The 16,221-nt window shown below is 53.9% G+C and carries 13 protein-coding genes and 2 pseudogenes; 6 read left to right on the top strand and 9 right to left on the bottom strand.

What is annotated here, in order from left to right:
- Nucleotide 1: 1 nt before the first annotated feature.
- The 4 genes from INF68_RS06770 to INF68_RS06755 form a co-directional block, all read right to left on the bottom strand.
- Entirely contained in the window at nucleotides 2-508 is a 507-nt protein-coding gene (locus tag INF68_RS06770) for a hypothetical protein (protein WP_193525285.1), read from the bottom strand.
- Nucleotides 498-1,013, bottom strand: a complete 516-nt coding sequence (locus INF68_RS06765; protein ID WP_001091024.1) for a hypothetical protein — start codon at nucleotides 1,011-1,013, stop codon at nucleotides 498-500. Before INF68_RS06765 ends, INF68_RS06770 begins: the two co-directional genes overlap by 11 nt.
- 467 nt (nucleotides 1,014-1,480) lie before the next feature.
- On the bottom strand, nucleotides 1,481-1,981 hold the full coding sequence (locus INF68_RS06760; RefSeq protein ID WP_001548580.1) for a hypothetical protein: 501 nt from the start codon (nucleotides 1,979-1,981) through the stop codon (nucleotides 1,481-1,483).
- A 373-nt stretch (nucleotides 1,982-2,354) separates the two neighbouring features.
- Entirely contained in the window at nucleotides 2,355-3,953 is a 1,599-nt protein-coding gene (locus tag INF68_RS06755; protein ID WP_193525284.1) for a site-specific integrase, read from the bottom strand.
- A gap of 66 nt (nucleotides 3,954-4,019) precedes the next feature.
- On the opposite strand from INF68_RS06755, the pseudogene INF68_RS06750 reads away from it, so the two are divergent.
- Both INF68_RS06750 and dmsD read left to right on the top strand, forming a co-directional pair.
- A pseudogene (locus INF68_RS06750) lies at nucleotides 4,020-5,045 on the top strand (molybdopterin dinucleotide binding domain-containing protein); the annotation flags it as partial.
- Between the two features lie 93 nt (nucleotides 5,046-5,138).
- A complete protein-coding gene (dmsD, locus tag INF68_RS06745) occupies nucleotides 5,139-5,753 on the top strand; it encodes a Tat proofreading chaperone DmsD (protein WP_126786092.1) in 615 nt (204 codons plus the stop codon).
- A gap of 40 nt (nucleotides 5,754-5,793) precedes the next feature.
- Here dmsD and INF68_RS06740 read toward each other — a convergent pair whose 3' ends face one another.
- Together INF68_RS06740 and INF68_RS06735 are read right to left on the bottom strand one after the other, a co-directional pair.
- Nucleotides 5,794-7,509 carry a SulP family inorganic anion transporter gene (locus tag INF68_RS06740; RefSeq protein WP_109844294.1) on the bottom strand — a complete coding sequence of 572 codons (1,716 nt, stop codon included), beginning with the start codon at nucleotides 7,507-7,509 and terminating at the stop codon, nucleotides 5,794-5,796.
- A gap of 169 nt (nucleotides 7,510-7,678) precedes the next feature.
- A complete protein-coding gene (locus tag INF68_RS06735) occupies nucleotides 7,679-8,104 on the bottom strand; it encodes a VOC family protein (RefSeq protein WP_109844295.1) in 426 nt (141 codons plus the stop codon).
- 255 nt (nucleotides 8,105-8,359) lie between these two features.
- Between INF68_RS06735 and INF68_RS06730 the strand changes: the two genes are divergently transcribed.
- Complete coding sequence (locus INF68_RS06730; RefSeq protein WP_370552432.1) at nucleotides 8,360-8,878, top strand: hypothetical protein; 519 nt, start codon at nucleotides 8,360-8,362, stop codon at nucleotides 8,876-8,878.
- Here the strand turns inward: INF68_RS06730 and INF68_RS06725 are convergent.
- Both INF68_RS06725 and INF68_RS06720 read right to left on the bottom strand, forming a co-directional pair.
- Nucleotides 8,813-9,510, bottom strand: a protein-coding gene (locus INF68_RS06725) for an IS1 family transposase (RefSeq protein WP_225865976.1) whose coding sequence is annotated in 2 segments (ribosomal slippage) — nucleotides 8,813-9,261 and nucleotides 9,261-9,510 — 699 coding nt in all. Because the reading frame shifts where the segments join, the coding sequence is not laid out codon by codon here. The two genes, INF68_RS06730 and INF68_RS06725, sit on opposite strands and share 66 nt — an antisense overlap.
- Nucleotides 9,511-9,806: 296 nt before the next feature.
- Nucleotides 9,807-10,643 carry a MipA/OmpV family protein gene (locus INF68_RS06720; RefSeq protein WP_126786093.1) on the bottom strand — a complete coding sequence of 279 codons (837 nt, stop codon included), beginning with the start codon at nucleotides 10,641-10,643 and terminating at the stop codon, nucleotides 9,807-9,809.
- Between the two features lie 203 nt (nucleotides 10,644-10,846).
- Here INF68_RS06720 and INF68_RS06715 point away from each other — a divergent pair, with 203 nt between their 5' ends.
- The 3 genes and pseudogenes from INF68_RS06715 (at nucleotide 10,847) to INF68_RS06705 (ending at nucleotide 12,981) form a co-directional block, all read left to right on the top strand.
- Nucleotides 10,847-11,524 carry a response regulator transcription factor gene (locus INF68_RS06715; RefSeq protein ID WP_045354785.1) on the top strand — a complete coding sequence of 226 codons (678 nt, stop codon included), beginning with the start codon at nucleotides 10,847-10,849 and terminating at the stop codon, nucleotides 11,522-11,524.
- Nucleotides 11,524-12,364: pseudogene (locus INF68_RS06710) on the top strand (sensor histidine kinase). The gene INF68_RS06715 and the pseudogene INF68_RS06710 overlap by 1 nt, the downstream one beginning before the upstream one ends.
- Before the next feature lie 137 nt (nucleotides 12,365-12,501).
- Nucleotides 12,502-12,981: an Rrf2 family transcriptional regulator gene (locus INF68_RS06705; protein WP_029739386.1), complete on the top strand. Its 480-nt coding sequence runs from the start codon at nucleotides 12,502-12,504 to the stop codon at nucleotides 12,979-12,981.
- A 67-nt stretch (nucleotides 12,982-13,048) separates the two neighbouring features.
- Here INF68_RS06705 and oqxB read toward each other — a convergent pair whose 3' ends face one another.
- Nucleotides 13,049-16,204, bottom strand: coding sequence for a multidrug efflux RND transporter permease subunit OqxB (gene oqxB / locus INF68_RS06700; RefSeq protein ID WP_023311530.1), 3,156 nt, complete (start codon nucleotides 16,202-16,204; stop codon nucleotides 13,049-13,051).
- Between the last annotated feature and the right edge of the window lie 17 nt (nucleotides 16,205-16,221).

The following is a 16,221-nucleotide window of genomic DNA, read 5'->3' as shown; positions in this document are numbered from 1 at the left end:
CTTAAAGTCCTCCCCATTTGCAGCGACCAGCGGTCACAGCTTGATAGTCGGTATACTCAGCCTTTGAGACCTCACGTCCGGCGATGTAGAGGCCTGTGCGGTGATGCTGGATGAATGCTTTAGTCTCGGACTTTATGTCCTCAGCAGACGCTACAGCAGCCTGCACAGTGGCGCTGGAGGTCATAGACACGAAGGCTTCAGAGACTGCCAGTCCGTACTCGAAGTCTAGCCAGCGCCCGAACTCTACAGCAGCGACCGGGGTAGCCAGCCATGCAGAACCTAGTTCACCCATTCGGATTAACCGGATTAACCCACTTTTTGGGTTTATCATATGCTTGCCAGCCTTAGTCCTCATGAAGCGAGCGACCTCGGTACTACGGTTATCTTCTACCTTACCAATCTGAATGCCTACCCGGCGTATCTCATCCAGTCGAAACAATCCGTCCTGACTGGTGATGTCCTGACCGAAGATATGAATGGTGTATTCCTGCTTATTGTCAGAAGTCATAAGAGGCACCTCCCGCCAGAGCTTCGGCAAAGGACTTGAAGCGCTGTTCTTGGTCAGCTTTCGCCTGAAGGCGTTCGGCATCAGGTGGGACCAGCTTATCAAAGGTGCCGTTTTCGTAATCTTCAGTTAGGACCTGAAGGCGGCGGGACCATTTGCTCTCCACCTGCATCATCGCGTTAGAGATGTGCTTCAAGTCGGCATCAGAGCGTGACGCTATCCAATCCATCTCTTCTGAGTCACCCTCACAGGTGTAAGGATTGTTGAAATAGAAGATGTCCTGCAGGCCACGCTTCAGCTCTTCCTCGGTGTGTGTCTGGAGGTATGACTGGATAGGCTCCGCGTACATCTCCCGGATTTTCTCATAGTCCCAGTCTTCCGCCTGGGCATACCATCGGGATAACTTCAGCAGGTCTAAGTTATAGCGACAGCAATCGACACTGGACTCTGCATTGGTCAGCAGGATGATTAAGAACTGGCGGTTAGTTACTGGTAATTCGGTATTCATACAAAGATGCTCCTTTGGTAAAGCGCTTTCTGTCTCCACATGGAGTCCGCACCATTCAGACGCATCCTAAACGGACCCATCAGAAAGTGCTTAACGAAAGTGAATGGTTAAATGTTGACGGTCTGGAGTGACCATGTTCTCCATGTACGTATAAAGGTGCGACCGCATGTCAGGACGAGCTGTAAGGACTCCAGATGGTGAGCGGTGATAGACTTAAGCCAATGTAGTGAGTAGATGAGCTACTAACCGAGACGACTAAAGAACGCTAACGAGCTGGAGGTCGATACAGGAGGTCTGTCAGAGGCGGTCACGGGCCTTGATTACTTAGGAGAGATACTTAATGTCGGGAGGACCTCGCGTGTTCTGACGCATCAGAAGCAGAGGCAAGGTTGGTCCCCCTATAGTGATAGTTTAGGGGGGGTGTACCTATAGTGAGGGGGTATTCCAGCCCAGAGCTGGCGCGGCTCTCAGGACAGGCACTGATCGTTGTAATCCCACCATGTGAAATCCCCTCGGTCCTTCAGAACCTTAGCCAGATTCACAGCCGTAGCCTGAAGCACGCTATTGACGTGGCGCAGGTAGCGAGGAGACGGTGAACGCCCAGTGATGTCAGCGTAGGATTTGGCTGTGTTACGGGAGAAGATGTCGTTGGTGCCATATAAGGCAGAGAACAGGTACGCCTTAGATACCGGGAGTCCAGCACCGACAGCGCCACTGGTAGCCCGTGAGAGTCCTGTGAACACATCGTCAGCCCACGGGTACGCCTCAACAAGCTGCGTATAGGAGAGACACCCAGTCTCAATCAGCCACGCACGGACAGCCCGGTTGTCGATGACCACAGGAGGCTTACCTGTGCGGGCCTTAGGTTCGTCATATGTCGGTGCTGGTAGCTGGTGCTGGAGGTCGGAATCGTCACCGAAGAAAGCCGCATTGTCGGACTCGGTGTAGCACTGAATTTTAATAGCCATGTATGGTCCTCCTCTTAAGGTTTTGATTGGGTGGAGGACGGCCCGTCTCTCCTAAGGTGATAGTTAAGGGTCTGAACCCTAAACTCTTCTAAGGTGAGGGGATATTTAAGTCGCTGACAGACAACGAAATTTGGAGGGGCCTGAGTTAGGGAACCAGTTTAAATAAGACACCAAGTTGGAGGACCTGAGTTAGGGAACCAGTTTAAATAAGACCACAGACAGACTTAGAGTCGGACAGCCGAAGGCGAACCAGTGGGCCTATAGTCAGGAGGGATTATGATTATTATCACCCTCCCTAACTTTAGTCAGACTTCAGTGACCCCAAGGTCTCAACCATCAAGCCGTATATGGTCTCCACCTTGGGTCTCCCTACTTAAAGTAAAGCTGTCTTAAGCACATCAGCCAGCCTACCCACAGCGTGTCCTTTCCCGTACAGGTCATACGTAATTGACTGACTGCTGTGACCTAAGATGCCTTGAGCGTCCACCAGATTGACTCCACGCTCTTTCATTCGGGTCGCCAGCCAATGTCTCAGACTGTGGAGAGAGACATCCTGAGAGTCTCCTAGGGCCTCAGTCAGGACCCTTGAGTTAAACCAGCTAGAGTAGGCGCTCGGAGTCATCCCGAAGAGAGGACCCTCATCAGGCTGCATGTCTACCCACGACAGGAAGGACGTCAGGTCAAACCCATAAGCGCCATCGGTTAACGGCACAAGTCGGACTGAATGTTTGTTCTTCACAGACTTCCCGTCCCCATCTTCATTGATGTCGATACAGACCAGTCCATTGTCCAAGGTTACAATGTCACGTTTAGTCAGGTGGCAGACCTCAGCAGACCGAGCGCCAGTGACCACAGACACCAGAGACGCCCATCTACGGGCCTCAGAGGTCGTGTGAGCCGTGTGTCGTGTGAACTGATACTCAGACTCAACACGGACCAGAAGTCTCTCCAGCTCCTCGTCTGTGAACGCTCTGCGCTTGGAGTCGATATCCTTGGTCAGCTTCATCCGTTCAATAGGGTTGCGGCCCTCAAGTTGCCCATTCATCAGGCCATAATCGAGACACATCTTCGCTTTGGTCAGCAGCTTGTTGATTGTCGATGGTCTCACCTCAGAAGCCAGCATAGAGTCCCTGACAGCCAGCCACCCAGAGCGGGACATCAGGTCCATGTCTTCAGGCAGGAACCGGGAGACAGTATTGAGTGAGGACGAGAGGTCCTTGTAGCTGGATGTCTTCAGGGTCTGGACCTTCTCAGCCAGCAGCGAGGACACTAGGCTTGAAAAAACTACAGATGACTGGCGCTCCTGTGTGAAAACTGCCGGTCTATCCCCCTGCTCATTATTCAGAATTGACGTAGAGTCGCCTATAGTTGAGTCATCAGTAAGGTTATTATCATCAGTAAGCTGGCTTACGCCACCATCAATCAGCTTAATCAGACCAGAGGTATCACCAGTGTCTACCCTCTGCTGTGCTGCGGTCAGGACTTCAAGCGCTAACCTTATGCCCTTCTGCTGGTCCAGACTCAAGGCTTGCGTAGCGGCTAGCTCCCTCAGGTTGGACTTCTCGTCGACCAAAGTAGCGACCTCAAGTCCATTCCAGTAATCGTCACTAGCGTCTGTCAGGAACTGCTCAGCCATAGACCGGAGGTGCGCTGTAAGCTCCTGTAGTGAGACTTCAGGCCTATCCAACATGAAGGCCTTAGCTGTGGCTGCAAGCTCTCTCTGACGCATTGTGGCTACTCTCCTGTCTGTGCTGCGGGTCGATACTGAAAGAAACGGTGTGGTCTGTCCCTTGAGTCTGAAGCGGATAGTATATCGACCATTGGCTCTGCGGACTAACTGTGGCACTGCGAGGTCCTTGATTTGTGTCAGCCTTGTGTCAGGACTTGAGGTGTAGACTTGCTGATACAGATAGGGAGACCCAGAGAAAGAACTGGATGGGCATACAGTATTATCATGATTAATGTCAGTCATATCAGGACCTTAAGTAGCATTGAGTCAACTACTTCAAGTCCATCCATCCGTCTGACAATGGAGTCCATCTGGAACTACGCGGGCAATACCATCATCAACCAGCACTCCGATATCAATAAAACCCACGATATCCTGCAGGATGAAAGCAAGTGCGAAATGATTGTGGTCATCGATAACTTCATGACGTCGTCAGCGAAATACGCCGATATCATCTTGCCGGACCTGATGACCGTCGAGCAGGAAGACATCATTCCTAACGATTACGCGGGAAATATGGGCTACCTGATTTTCCTCCAGCCCGTGACCGCGCCGAAGTTCGAGCGTAAGCCGATCTACTGGATCATGAGCGAAGTGGCGAAACGCCTCGGGCCGGATATCCATCAGAAATTCACCGAAGGACGCACGCAGGAACAGTGGCTGCAGTTCCTGTATGCCAAAATGCTCGCAAAAGATCCTCAGCTTCCGTCATATGACGAGCTGAAAAAAATGGGCATCTATAAGCGCAAAGATCCGAACGGACACTTCGTGGCCTATAAAAAATTCCGCGAGAACCCGGAAGCCAATCCTCTGAAAACGCCATCGGGCAAGATTGAAATATACTCCAGCAAGCTGGCAGAGATTGCGGCCACCTGGGAGCTGGAAAAAGATGAAACCATCAGCCCTCTGCCCGTCTACGCCTCAACCTTTGACGGCTGGGACGCACCCGATCGCGCGCAGTTCCCGCTGCAGCTGTTTGGCTTCCACTTCAAAGCCCGAACCCACTCGAGCTACGGTAACGTCGACGTGCTGAAAGCGGCCTGCCGCCAGGAAGTCTGGCTTAATCCTGTCGATGCCGAAAAACGCGGCATTAAGAACGGCGATACGGTGCGCGTCTTTAATAGCCGCGGCGAGGTGCGAATTGAAGCGAAGGTCACGCCACGCATCATGCCCGGCGTGAGCGCCATGGGCCAGGGAGCGTGGCATGATGCCAATATGAATGGCGATCGTATCGACCACGGCTCATGCATCAACACGCTGACGACCCATCGACCTTCTCCGCTGGCAAAAGGCAACCCGCAGCACACCAATCTGGTACAGATTGAGAAGGTGTAGAGGGTGAAACGCGAGACCCTGGTTTATTCTATGGTCAGTATTATCGGTTAACACAGTTGCGCGGGCGTCATCCGCGCGAGCAAGGAAGGTTTAATGAAAGACGTCTCACATCGTGAATCGTTCGCGTTCAGCGCCCGGGTACTGGGCGCGCTATTTTATTTCGCTCCCGACAGCGAGCAGGCCGCGCCGCTGGTGAAAGCGCTTACCGCTGGCGAATGGGTTCAGGACTGGCCCCTGCCAGCGGAAACGCTGCAGCCCGTTGCCGATACGTTTGCCTCATCTTCCGACGAGCCGCTGACGGAAGCCTGGCAAAGGCTGTTTATCGGCCCTTATGCCCTGCCCGCTCCGCCGTGGGGTTCCGTCTGGCTGGACCGTGAATCCGTATTGTTTGGTGACTCCACCCTCGCGCTGCGCCAGTGGATGCGGGAGAACAATATCGCGTTTGAGATGCAGCAGAATGAGCCGGAAGATCATTTTGGTACGCTGCTGCTGCTGGCGGCGTGGCTGGCCGAGAATGGCCGCGAGTCGGAGTGCGCTCAGCTTCTGGCGTGGCACCTGCTGCCGTGGAGCACCCGCTTCCTGTCGGTGTTTGTCGACAACGCCGGGCATCCGTTTTATACCGCACTGGGCAGACTTACGCAGCTGACGCTCGCGGACTGGCGATCCGGGCTGCTTATTCCGGTTGCGGAAAAAACCCTGTATCGCTAAGGGATGTGGCTTGCTCACGGTTGGCGGGCAAGCCTTTAGCTTATACCTCGCCACCTGATTCACTCGCACTCTCTTTGCTTTGAATGAACCGAAGTGCCAGATAGAGGTCTGGCGCCAGAATCATGTCATCATCATTCATTGTTGGCCGGCTATCTTTAAACCAGCGCGTTAATTCCGTTTTTCTGCCCGCAAGAATTAACGTAATCTCTCGACCTTTCAGGTCGCGCTTTAACTCATTTATGGTTGCCAGAACGCTGATATCTGAATAGGTGAAGCAAGCAACGGCATCAATGACCACCCATTTAGGCTGTACTGCTGCACCATCAACCAGGTTCAATACCCGACGTTTAAAATAAGCCACGTTAAAATAGGTCAACGGGGAGTTAAATCGATACATCAGCACGCCCGGGACCATTTTAATATCGGTTGTATTACCTAATGAGTGAATCATGCCATCGTCGTCAGTGCCTAGTAAGTGCTCAGAGGGACGAAACACCGTACGCAGGAACTGTAACAGGCCAAGCAACACCGCAAGGCCGATCCCCTGGATAACGCCGATAATTAACACACAGCCAAACGTGAAAAAGGCCAGGCGAAATGCCTGTTTATTTCTTCGCCTCAGATTCCACAACCCGCGCAGATCAATTAATGACCAGGATGCGTACATCAAAACAATACCTAATGCAGATACCGGAATAAATTGTAATGGCTGAGTGAAAAATACTACTACAATACCGATGAGTAAGGCTGCGACGATGGAAACCAGCTGACTTTTCCCACCCACTGAATCATTAACCGCGGTCCGGGAATCGGCTCCACTGATAGCAAACCCCTGAGATAATCCCGACATGAGGTTCGCAATACCCAGCGCCCGGAACTCTGCATCAGCATTAATTTCATAGCCATTTTTCGCGGCGAAACTGCGGGCGGTCAGCATCAGGCTGACAAAACTGACCAACGCCAGGTTCAAAGCCGGGATCACTAAATCACGCATCGGACCGGGCTGGAACGCGCCCCAGTTAACGACGGGTAAACCAGGCTGGAAGCCTTCCCCCCCAATAGTGGCAATACCATACTGTTGTGCAGATGTCGCCCATACCAGTAACGTTGTCATCACAATGGCAATCAACGGTGCTGGCCAGTGGCTGCGATACGTTTTGATCGCCATTAAAATAATTAACGTTAAAAGCGATATTCCAACGGTTAATAAATGGCTGTCGGAAAGACGTCCTGGCAAGGCCATTATTTTCTCAATAACCTGCGCTTCGTCGAGTTTTATCCCCAACACCTTGCCTAATTGCCCGACAATAATCGTCACGGCAACGCCATTAAGCAAACCCGTAAGGATGGGATGTGAAAGCAGATCGGCAAGTGCGCCCAGGCGAAACTTACTGGCAAGCAGGCACCACCCGCCCATCATCAACGTCATGATAATTGTCAGCTGCCAGTGCAGTTCGGGATTACCTGCAGAAAGAGGAAACACAACGGCCGCAATCACCGCGCAGGTCGTGGCATCAGGGCCCACAATAAGCTGACGTGAAGAACCAAAGAGTGCATACGCTATCATCGGTAAAACGCAGGAATAGAGCCCCACGATTGCCCCTACACCCGCCAACTCAGCATAAGCAATAGCCACTGGTAGCGCGACAGCCGCAACGGATAACCCGGCTTTAACATCATTTTTTAGCCAGCTTTTATCGTAGGCTAACAAAGTTTGTAAACCTGGCATGTAGTTTAACAATTGTTTTCCGAGCACGTTATTCTCCGGATAGGGATATTAGCCACGTCATGCTGGCACACTTCTCAGTGAGGTTCTGGCTTTCAAATGCTCCGGATTAAGGCGCCACTGTTCAGAATCTAATAACAGTTCAACTATTTATTATTCTGACTGATGTTAAACATAGTTCAAAAACGACCGCTTGTGACTATTCTTCGTCTGGGAACGTATCGGCTTCAGAAGAATAATGCTGACAAACGCATGCCAGCTTATGCCCGTCAGGATCGCGCAGATAGGCAACATAAAAATCGGGGCCGTACGCGGTTCGTGTCCCTGGCATGCCTTCACTCTTTCCTCCTGCGACAAGGCCTGCTGCATGGAAACGTCTGACAAGCTCCGCGTTAGCTGCACGGAATGCGAACATGGTCCCGTTTCCCGCCGTTGCGGGTTGTCGGTCAAAGGGAGGACAAATACAGAAGCTAAACCCCTCATCTGGATTATTTTCATCTCCCCACATTGCCCAGTCCTTGGTCCAGGCAGGCAAGCGTGAATAGCCAAGCACTTTAAAAATCGCGTCATAAAACGTCGCGGCGCGCTGAAGATCATTTGTACCTATAGTGATATAAGTCAGCATCTTATCACATCCTCTTTGCCTTTTTCCGAACAGCGATTATACCTCAGAGGCTATGATTTTAGCGGCGGCAAAAAAAGCTGATTTTCACTCGTGTAAGCGCGTGGGGTAAGGGTTCGCAGAACATGTTCTATCGTAATTTCAGCCCCCAATCCGTGACGTGAATATCTCGAGTTTTGGTATGTATGCTAAAATTTATCCAGCTGAAGATCGAAAATAGTCCTTATAATTTCAGTACGTTAGCCAAAGTGAGCGAATATGGATAATATTCCACATAAGCAGACAGATCGGAAAAGATGGCCCACATGGCTGTGGTGCGGAAGTTTTTATCTTTTTACGTTGCATTGCTCTGCAGATGAAATAAATCTGTATTCAATAAATACCGGCTCATACGTTTATCATCTGACGCATAATCGAGGACAATACACGGAGAACTTTGAAAATAAGTTCATATCCGTTGAGAGGAAATTCTCGGATACGTCGAAATACAGTCTTGTGCTAGGGACAATGAAAAACAGCTTTAATGACAGATGCCTGGCTGCCGGCGTAAGAAGAGACTGGGCTGGATGGGATAACGGTTGGGTTTTTAAAGGAATCTATGGCTATGTAGGTGAATTTTTCTTTGATACTTTCGATGATTGTGGTGACCATGGTTCATACCATGATTTTAAAAAAGCAACGGGAATAGGATTTTCGGGTAATGACTCCAACTTACTGATAGTGTTTTATGTTCAGATAATGCCCGATGACTTTGTCATGCAGCTCCACCGATTTTGAGAACGACAGTGACTTCCTGCCCAGCCTTGACAGATGCTGCCTCAGATTCAGGTTATGCCGCTCAATGCGCTGCGTATATCGCTTGCTGATAACGTGCAGTTCTCCCTTCAGGCGTGATTCATACAGCGGCCAGCCATCCGTCATCCATACCACGACCTCAAAGGCCGACAGCAGGCTCAGAAGACGCTCCAGCGTGGCCAACGTGCGTTCACCGAATACGTGCGCCACAACCGTCCTCCGTATCCTGTCATACGCGTAAAACAACCAGCGCTGGCGTGATTTAGCGCCGACGTAACCCCACTGTTCGTCCATTTCCGCGCAGACAATCACATCACTGCCCGGTTGTATGCGCGAGGTTACCGACTGCGGCCTGAGTTTTTTAAGTGTCGTAAAACCGTGTTGAGGCCAACGCCCATAATGCGTGCACTGGCGCGACATCCGACGCCATTCATGGCCATATCAATGATTTTCTGATGCGTACCGGGTTGAGAAGCGGTGTAAGTGAACTGTAGCTGCCATGTTTTACGGCAGTGAGAGCAGAGATAGCGCTGATGTCCGGCAGTACTTTTACCGTTACGCACCACGCCTTCAGTAGCTGAACAGGAGGGACAGCTGATAGAAACAGAAGCCACTGGAGCACCTCAAAAACACCATCATACACTAAATCAGTAAGTTGGCACCATTACCGATTTTCGCCCTATATATATCATGGGTTTCAGTATAATTTTACGTCTTATTTTGGAATGGATGTGGGTATTATCATACCTTCCGTGTTTGTCATTACGGCACAATGGAGCTTTAGATAAATCCGTCAACCACGTGTGCAGTGCTGTAACTTTCTGCAAAGGGAACCGCCCCGCCATCTCAACCGGAGCGGCTTAAATTACCGCAAATGCGTGCTCAAAACGTTAAGCCACCGCAGCCAACATCAAAAACTGTACGTCACCTTCAAACTCCCCGTGGGCGATGTTTTGCGTTGCACAATGGGGCTATCACCCGCATCCCCCGTCAGTTGCGTAACGCCCGCTGAGGCAAGGACGCTCCAGCGCGAGGTGAGCCTGTGGGTCCAGTCCAGATTCATCGACCAGGCATAAATCCCGGCCCCGGCGTCATGTCGGGCAAAGCCCGATGCGCTCGACTGGGCGGCACTGACCCCGTAGTAGGTCTGCATGTACTTGTCGGATCCCCAGCTGCCGGTCAGCGCCAGCGTCACCTCATTTTTTGGTGAGGTGTAGAACGGGCTGGAAATGCCGAAATGAACCGCTTCACCGTTGTCTCTTTCTGAAACCGGTACCTCTGCCTGCATCTGCAGGTGAAGCCAGTCGGTCACCCTGTACTCAAGCCCGGGCACAACGATTGCCGAGCCTTTTATCTCGCCCATTCCTCGCAGCTCGTTGCTGCCGGAGCTGATGGAATCGCTGCTCACGTCTTTATCTTTACGCCCAACTCGATAGCTCAGCGCGGCGCTGTAGTCCAGGTTGCCGATGTTGTTGCCGTAACCGATCCCTCGCGTGGTGCCGATAAAGAAACCGTTTGCCATGGCGTAATCCACCACCTGAGCCGCACTGACGCGGGTTTTATCGGAACCCGAGTAGCGCGGCGCGACGTCCACGCCGCCCCCCAGCGTTAAGACGTTACCCTGACTCTGTTCTGCCGCCAGTGCAGGCATGGCCAGTAACGCCAGAACGAAGCCCGGCACGAGGTTTTTCAGGCTGCGTCCCGGAAGTAAATGAGGGAACGTATGACGAAGTTCGATGTTTCTCATTAAAGAAGCCCTTTTGGATTCAAATGATGACGATGCATGCGGTTAACCGCCATAACGCCCATTTTGAATACCGACCCTAAGGTTCTTTTGAGCCGAACATGAAGAAACACTGAAGCGCGAGCAGGCGCTGTAAACCGGGCAGGTTTCCTGATACCGTTTTTTTCTTAAGATGTTCTTCATTCACGGTTGATACAGTTGCCAGTGTGAAAATTTTACTAATCGAAGACGACCTGGATCTCGGCAACGGCGTACGTATCGCCCTCTCGGATCAAGGATTTGACGTCATATGGGTTCGCCGTAAAGAGGATGCGCTGCATCAGCTGGACGTCTGCGTGCCGGAACTTATTTTGCTCGACCTGGGGCTGCCCGACGGCGACGGCATGAGCCTGATGGCGCGTTTGCGTCAGCAGCTCAAGGGGATCCCGGTCATCATCCTGACGGCGCGAGGCACGCTGCAGGATCGCCTGTGCGGGCTGGATGCCGGTGCGGACGACTATCTCGTCAAGCCTTTTATTCTCGCCGAGCTGCTGGCGCGAGTGAGAGCCCTGGCGCGGCGCAGCTACGGTTTCGAGAATGAAGCGATAGAAATTCGAGGCTTATCGCTTCATGTTCCGACGCGCCGCGTGACGGTGAGCGCGCGCCACGTAGACCTGACGGCGAGTGAATATGCGCTGCTGGAAACGCTAATGCTGCGCGCTGACCGCGTGATTACGCGACGGTTTCTGGAAGAACGGATATTCGGCAACAAAGAGAACCTCAGCAATGCGCTCGACGTGCATATGGGAAACTTGCGGCGAAAAATCGGCGACGGCTATGTGCGGACGGTGCGGGGCGTCGGGTACGTCATTGATACCGTCTCCATTCAAAAGGTGACCGGTTAATGCAAAACGTCTGGTATCACCTGAGGCGCCCGACGCTGGTGCGCCGAATTATCATCGCCCAGATGCTGCTGACCCTGCTGTGGTGTCTTTTTCTAACCTTCATTCTGTGGGAGGACCTGCGCAGCCCTCCCATCCTCACGGGCAGTAAAACATACGAAACCGTTTAGCGCGGAAAGGGAACGGGTTTTCATTGCGGATGCCGCGCACGAGCTGCGTACGCCCCTCGCGGCGATGCGCATCAACGTGGAAGCGCTGCAGTCCTGGGTCATCAGTGAGAACCAGCAGGAGCTGCTTGCAGGGGTGATTCGCAGCAACAGCCGGGCAGCGCGTCTCGTCAACCAGCTGCTTCTGATGATGCACAGCGAAGCGCGCATTGATACGGAAATGGAGCCCGTGCTGCTGACGACGCTCATTCAGGAGCGAATGGCCGAGCTGGAACCGCTGGCGTCTGCGCGCAGGATTGAGCTGGAATTCTTCGCCGAGGATGACATCTGGACCCCGGGAGTCAGGGAACGCCTGGTGTCGCTTATTGATAACCTCATTGAGAACGCCGTGAAGTACAGTCCCGAGGGCGGGCGGATTCAGGTCGATGTCTGCATAGCAGATGGCTTCGCGCGGCTTCGCGTTTCAGATGCAGGGCCCGGTATTCCGGTTGAACTGCGCGAGCGCGTGTTCGACAGGTTTTTCCGCGACCCCAATCAGGTCCAAAGCGGGAGCGGGCTGGGGCTTGCCATCGTCAAAGCGGTGGCGCAGCAACACAACAGCAGCGTAAACCTGAGTACTTCCGCTGAAGGTGGCCTGATGGTGACGGTTGACTTCCCGAACCGCACGTTTTGCTAAATCAGAACAGGGGGTTCGATCGCAAATGCCGCAGATTGCTTCAAAATAATTACCGTATTTGTTATATTGTTGTTTATTGCTTATTCACCTCTGCGGTGCCAAAAAGAACAAGATTCACCGCAACCCAGGACAGAGAAATGTTAGATTACCGCTTCCCGACAGCTTTGCAGATGGTTCTCAGCGTAGCGATGGCGGAGCAATTGGGTGAACGTTCCACGAGTGCGATTCTGGCCTACGGCCTGGAAGCGAACCCGAGCTTCATCCGCAAATTGATGGTTCCGCTGACGCGTGACGGCATTATCGTCTCAACGCTTGGCCGTAACGGCTCAATTCATCTTGGTCGCCCGCCGGAAGAGATCACCCTGCGCGACATCTACCTTTCGGTTATCGAAGATAAAAAGCTGTGGGCGTCGCGCCCTGACGTGCCGGCCCGCTGCGTTGTCAGCGCTAACGCCTGCTGGTACTTCAAATCGATATCCGAAGAAGCCGAGGAGGCTTCGTTAGCGGTACTGGCCCGCCATACCGTGGCAAGCGCCCTGGAAGCGGTCAAAAACGCCGACAGCAGCGGATGGGATCCGCTCCCGGACCTTATTGCCCAGTATCAAAAAACGTCGTAACGTTTTATCTGATGCGAAAAAAAACCGCCTTCACAGTGAAGGCGGTTTTTTATTATCGGCAACGTCCCTATGCGGGCAGAACGTCCCTTTCCTCTTTTTTCCCGCGCGTCACGAACTTACGCAGCGTCACGTAAAACACCGGCGTCAGGAACAGACCAAACAGCGTCACGCCCAGCATCCCGGAGAAGACCGTGATCCCGGTGACGCCGCGCACTTCTGCGCCCGCGCCGTGGCCGAGGATCAGCGGAATAGTCCCGGCAATAAAGGCGATGGAGGTCATCACAATCGGACGTAAACGCAGGCGGCACGCCTCAAGCGCGGCTTCCATAATGCCTTTGCCCTGAATTTCCAGCTCGCGGGCAAACTCCACGATAAGAATCGCGTTTTTACACGCCAGCCCCATCAGCACCACCAGCCCCACCTGCACGAAGACGTTGTTATCGCCACCGGTCAGCCAAACGCCAAACAGCGCGGAGAGCATGGTCATCGGCACGATGAGGATCACCGCCAGCGGCAGCGTCCAGCTTTCATATAGCGCCGCCAGGACGAGGAACGCCAACAGCACCGCGACCGGGAAAACGATCAGCGCCGTATTGCCCTGGGTGGCCTGCTGGAAGCTCAGATCCGTCCATTCAATGTTCATCCCGTTCGGCAGGATCTGCTTAGACATGGCGTCCAGCTGCGTCATCGCCTGCGCAGACGAAAGCACGCGCGGGTCGGCATCGCCAATCAGATCCGCCGCCGGGTAGCCGTTGTAGCGGATCACCGGATCCGGCCCGTAGGTGGTCGTGATTTTCACCATGCTGCCAATCGGCACCATTTCGCCCTGGCTGTTACGGGTGCGTAAATTCGCAATATCTTCCACGCTGTCGCGGAACTGCCCGTCGGCCTGCGCCATCACGCGCCAGGTACGGCCGAACTGGTTGAAGTCATTCACGTAAGACGAGCCAAGATAGGTTTGCAGCGTACCGAAAAGATCGGTCAGCAATACGCCCTGCGCTTTCGCCTTGTCACGGTCGACCTGCACGTCCAGCTGCGGAACGTTAGCCTGGTAGGTTGAGATCGGGAAGTGCATTCCCGGCGTCTGCATAATCGCGCCGGACATGGTGTTAACCGCATTTTGCAGCGCGCCATAGCCCAGACCACCGCGGTCCTGGATGTACAGGGAATAGCCCGACCCCTGACCCAGCCCTAAAATCGGCGGCGGCAGAATGGAGAAGCCAAACCCTTCCTGAATTTGCGCGATTTTCGCGTTGATCTCCGCGTTAATTTCCGCCGCAGTATGTTTACGCTGGTCGAACGGCTTCAGGCCAAAGAAGACCGTGCCGGTATTCGGCGTGTTGGTGAACTGCAGCGCGTTCAGTCCCGGGAAAGCAACCGCGTAGTCCACGCCTTCGGTATTCATCCCGATTTCGCTCATTTTGCGGATCACCGCGTCGGTGCGCGCCAGCGACGAACCTTCCGGCATCTTCACGCCGCCAATCAGGTACAGCTTATCCTGCGTCGGAATAAACCCGCCGGGCACCGCTTTAAACATGACGCCTGCGGCACAGAGCAGCAGCAGATACACCACAAATACCGAGCCGCGTCGTCCCAGCGTTTTGCCCACCAGCCCCTGATAGCCGTTCGAGCTGCGATGGAAAAAGCGGTTGAACGGACGGAAAATCCAGCCGAACAGACGATCGATAAGCCGGGTCGGGAAATCTTTCGGCGCGCCGTGCGGTTTTAACAGCAGTGCCGCCAGCGCCGGAGAGAGCGTCAGCGAGTTAATCGCTGAAATTACCGTAGATATCGCGATCGTCACCGCAAACTGCTTGTAGAACTGCCCGGTAACGCCCGAGAGAAACGCCATCGGCACAAACACCGCGCACAGCACCAGCGCAATCGCGATAATCGGCCCGGACACTTCGCGCATCGCCTGATGCGCCGCCGCAAGCGGAGCAAGCCCCTCTTCTATGTTTCGCTCGACGTTTTCCACCACCACGATGGCGTCGTCCACCACGATGCCGATGGCCAGCACCAGCCCGAACAAACTCAGGGTATTCAGCGAGAAGCCCAGCAGGTAGAGAATACTGAAGGTACCCACCACCGAAACCGGCACCGCGATCAGCGGAATGATCGACGCGCGCCAGGTTTGCAGGAACAGGATCACCACCAGCACCACCAGCACCACCGCCTCCAGCAGCGTTTGCACGACCGCACGGATGGAGTCGCGCACGAAAACGGTCGGATCGTAAGGTGCCGCCCACTTCATATCTGCCGGGAAGCGCGTGGACAGTTCGTCCATTTTCGCGCGCACCGCGTTAGACAAATCAATGGCGTTCGCCCCCGGCGACTGGAAGATACCAATCCCGACCGCGTCTTTATTGTTCAGCTGGGAACGCAGCGCATAGCTGCCGGACCCCATTTCGATACGCGCCACGTCGCGCAGGCGGACGACCGTACCGTCTTGCGTCGTTTTCAGGACAATATTGCCGAACTCTTCTTCGGTATGCAGACGCCCCTGGGCGTTAATGGAGATCAGGAAATCGCTCTCTTTCGGCAGCGGCTCGGCGCCAAGCTGCCCGGCGGATACCTGAACGTTCTGCTCCTGCATCGCCGTGACCACGTCCGACGCGGTCAGCCCGCGGGCCGCCACCTTGTTGGGATCCAGCCAGACGCGCATTGCGTATTCACCCGAGCCGAAAATCTGGATCTGGCCGACGCCCGGCAGGCGCGCCAGCTCGTCCTTCACCTTCAGCGTGGCGTAGTTACGCATATAAAGGGAGTCGTACTTACCGTTGGGCGAAAACAGATGCACCACCAGCGTCAGCGTCGGGGACTGTTTCTGGGTGGTAATCCCCAAACGCCGCACGTCTTCCGGCAGACGCGCTTCGGCCTGCGCGACGCGGTTTTGCACCTGCACCTGCGCCTGATCCGGATCGGTACCCGGACGGAAGGTGACGGTGGTCACCAGCACGCCGTCGGAGCCCGCGACGGACTTCATGTACATCATGTTCTCAACGCCGTTGATCGCCTCTTCCAGCGGCGTCGCCACGGTCTCAGCAATCACTTTCGGGTTGGCGCCCGGGTATTCCGCGCGAACCTGCACGCTTGGCGGCACGACGTCAGGATATTCGCTCACCGGCAGTAGCGGGATGGCGATTAACCCTGTGATAAAAATCAGAATCGACAGCACCGCGGCAAAAATCGGCCTGTCGATGAAAAAGCGGGAAAAGTCCATGGATGGATTCTCAGGTC

Source organism: Enterobacter cloacae complex sp. P16RS2, assembly GCF_014982155.1.
Classification (GTDB): domain Bacteria; phylum Pseudomonadota; class Gammaproteobacteria; order Enterobacterales; family Enterobacteriaceae; genus Enterobacter; species Enterobacter cloacae_M.
Note: the sequence above shows the minus strand (reverse complement) of the source record. Positions and strands in the feature narration are given on the sequence as shown.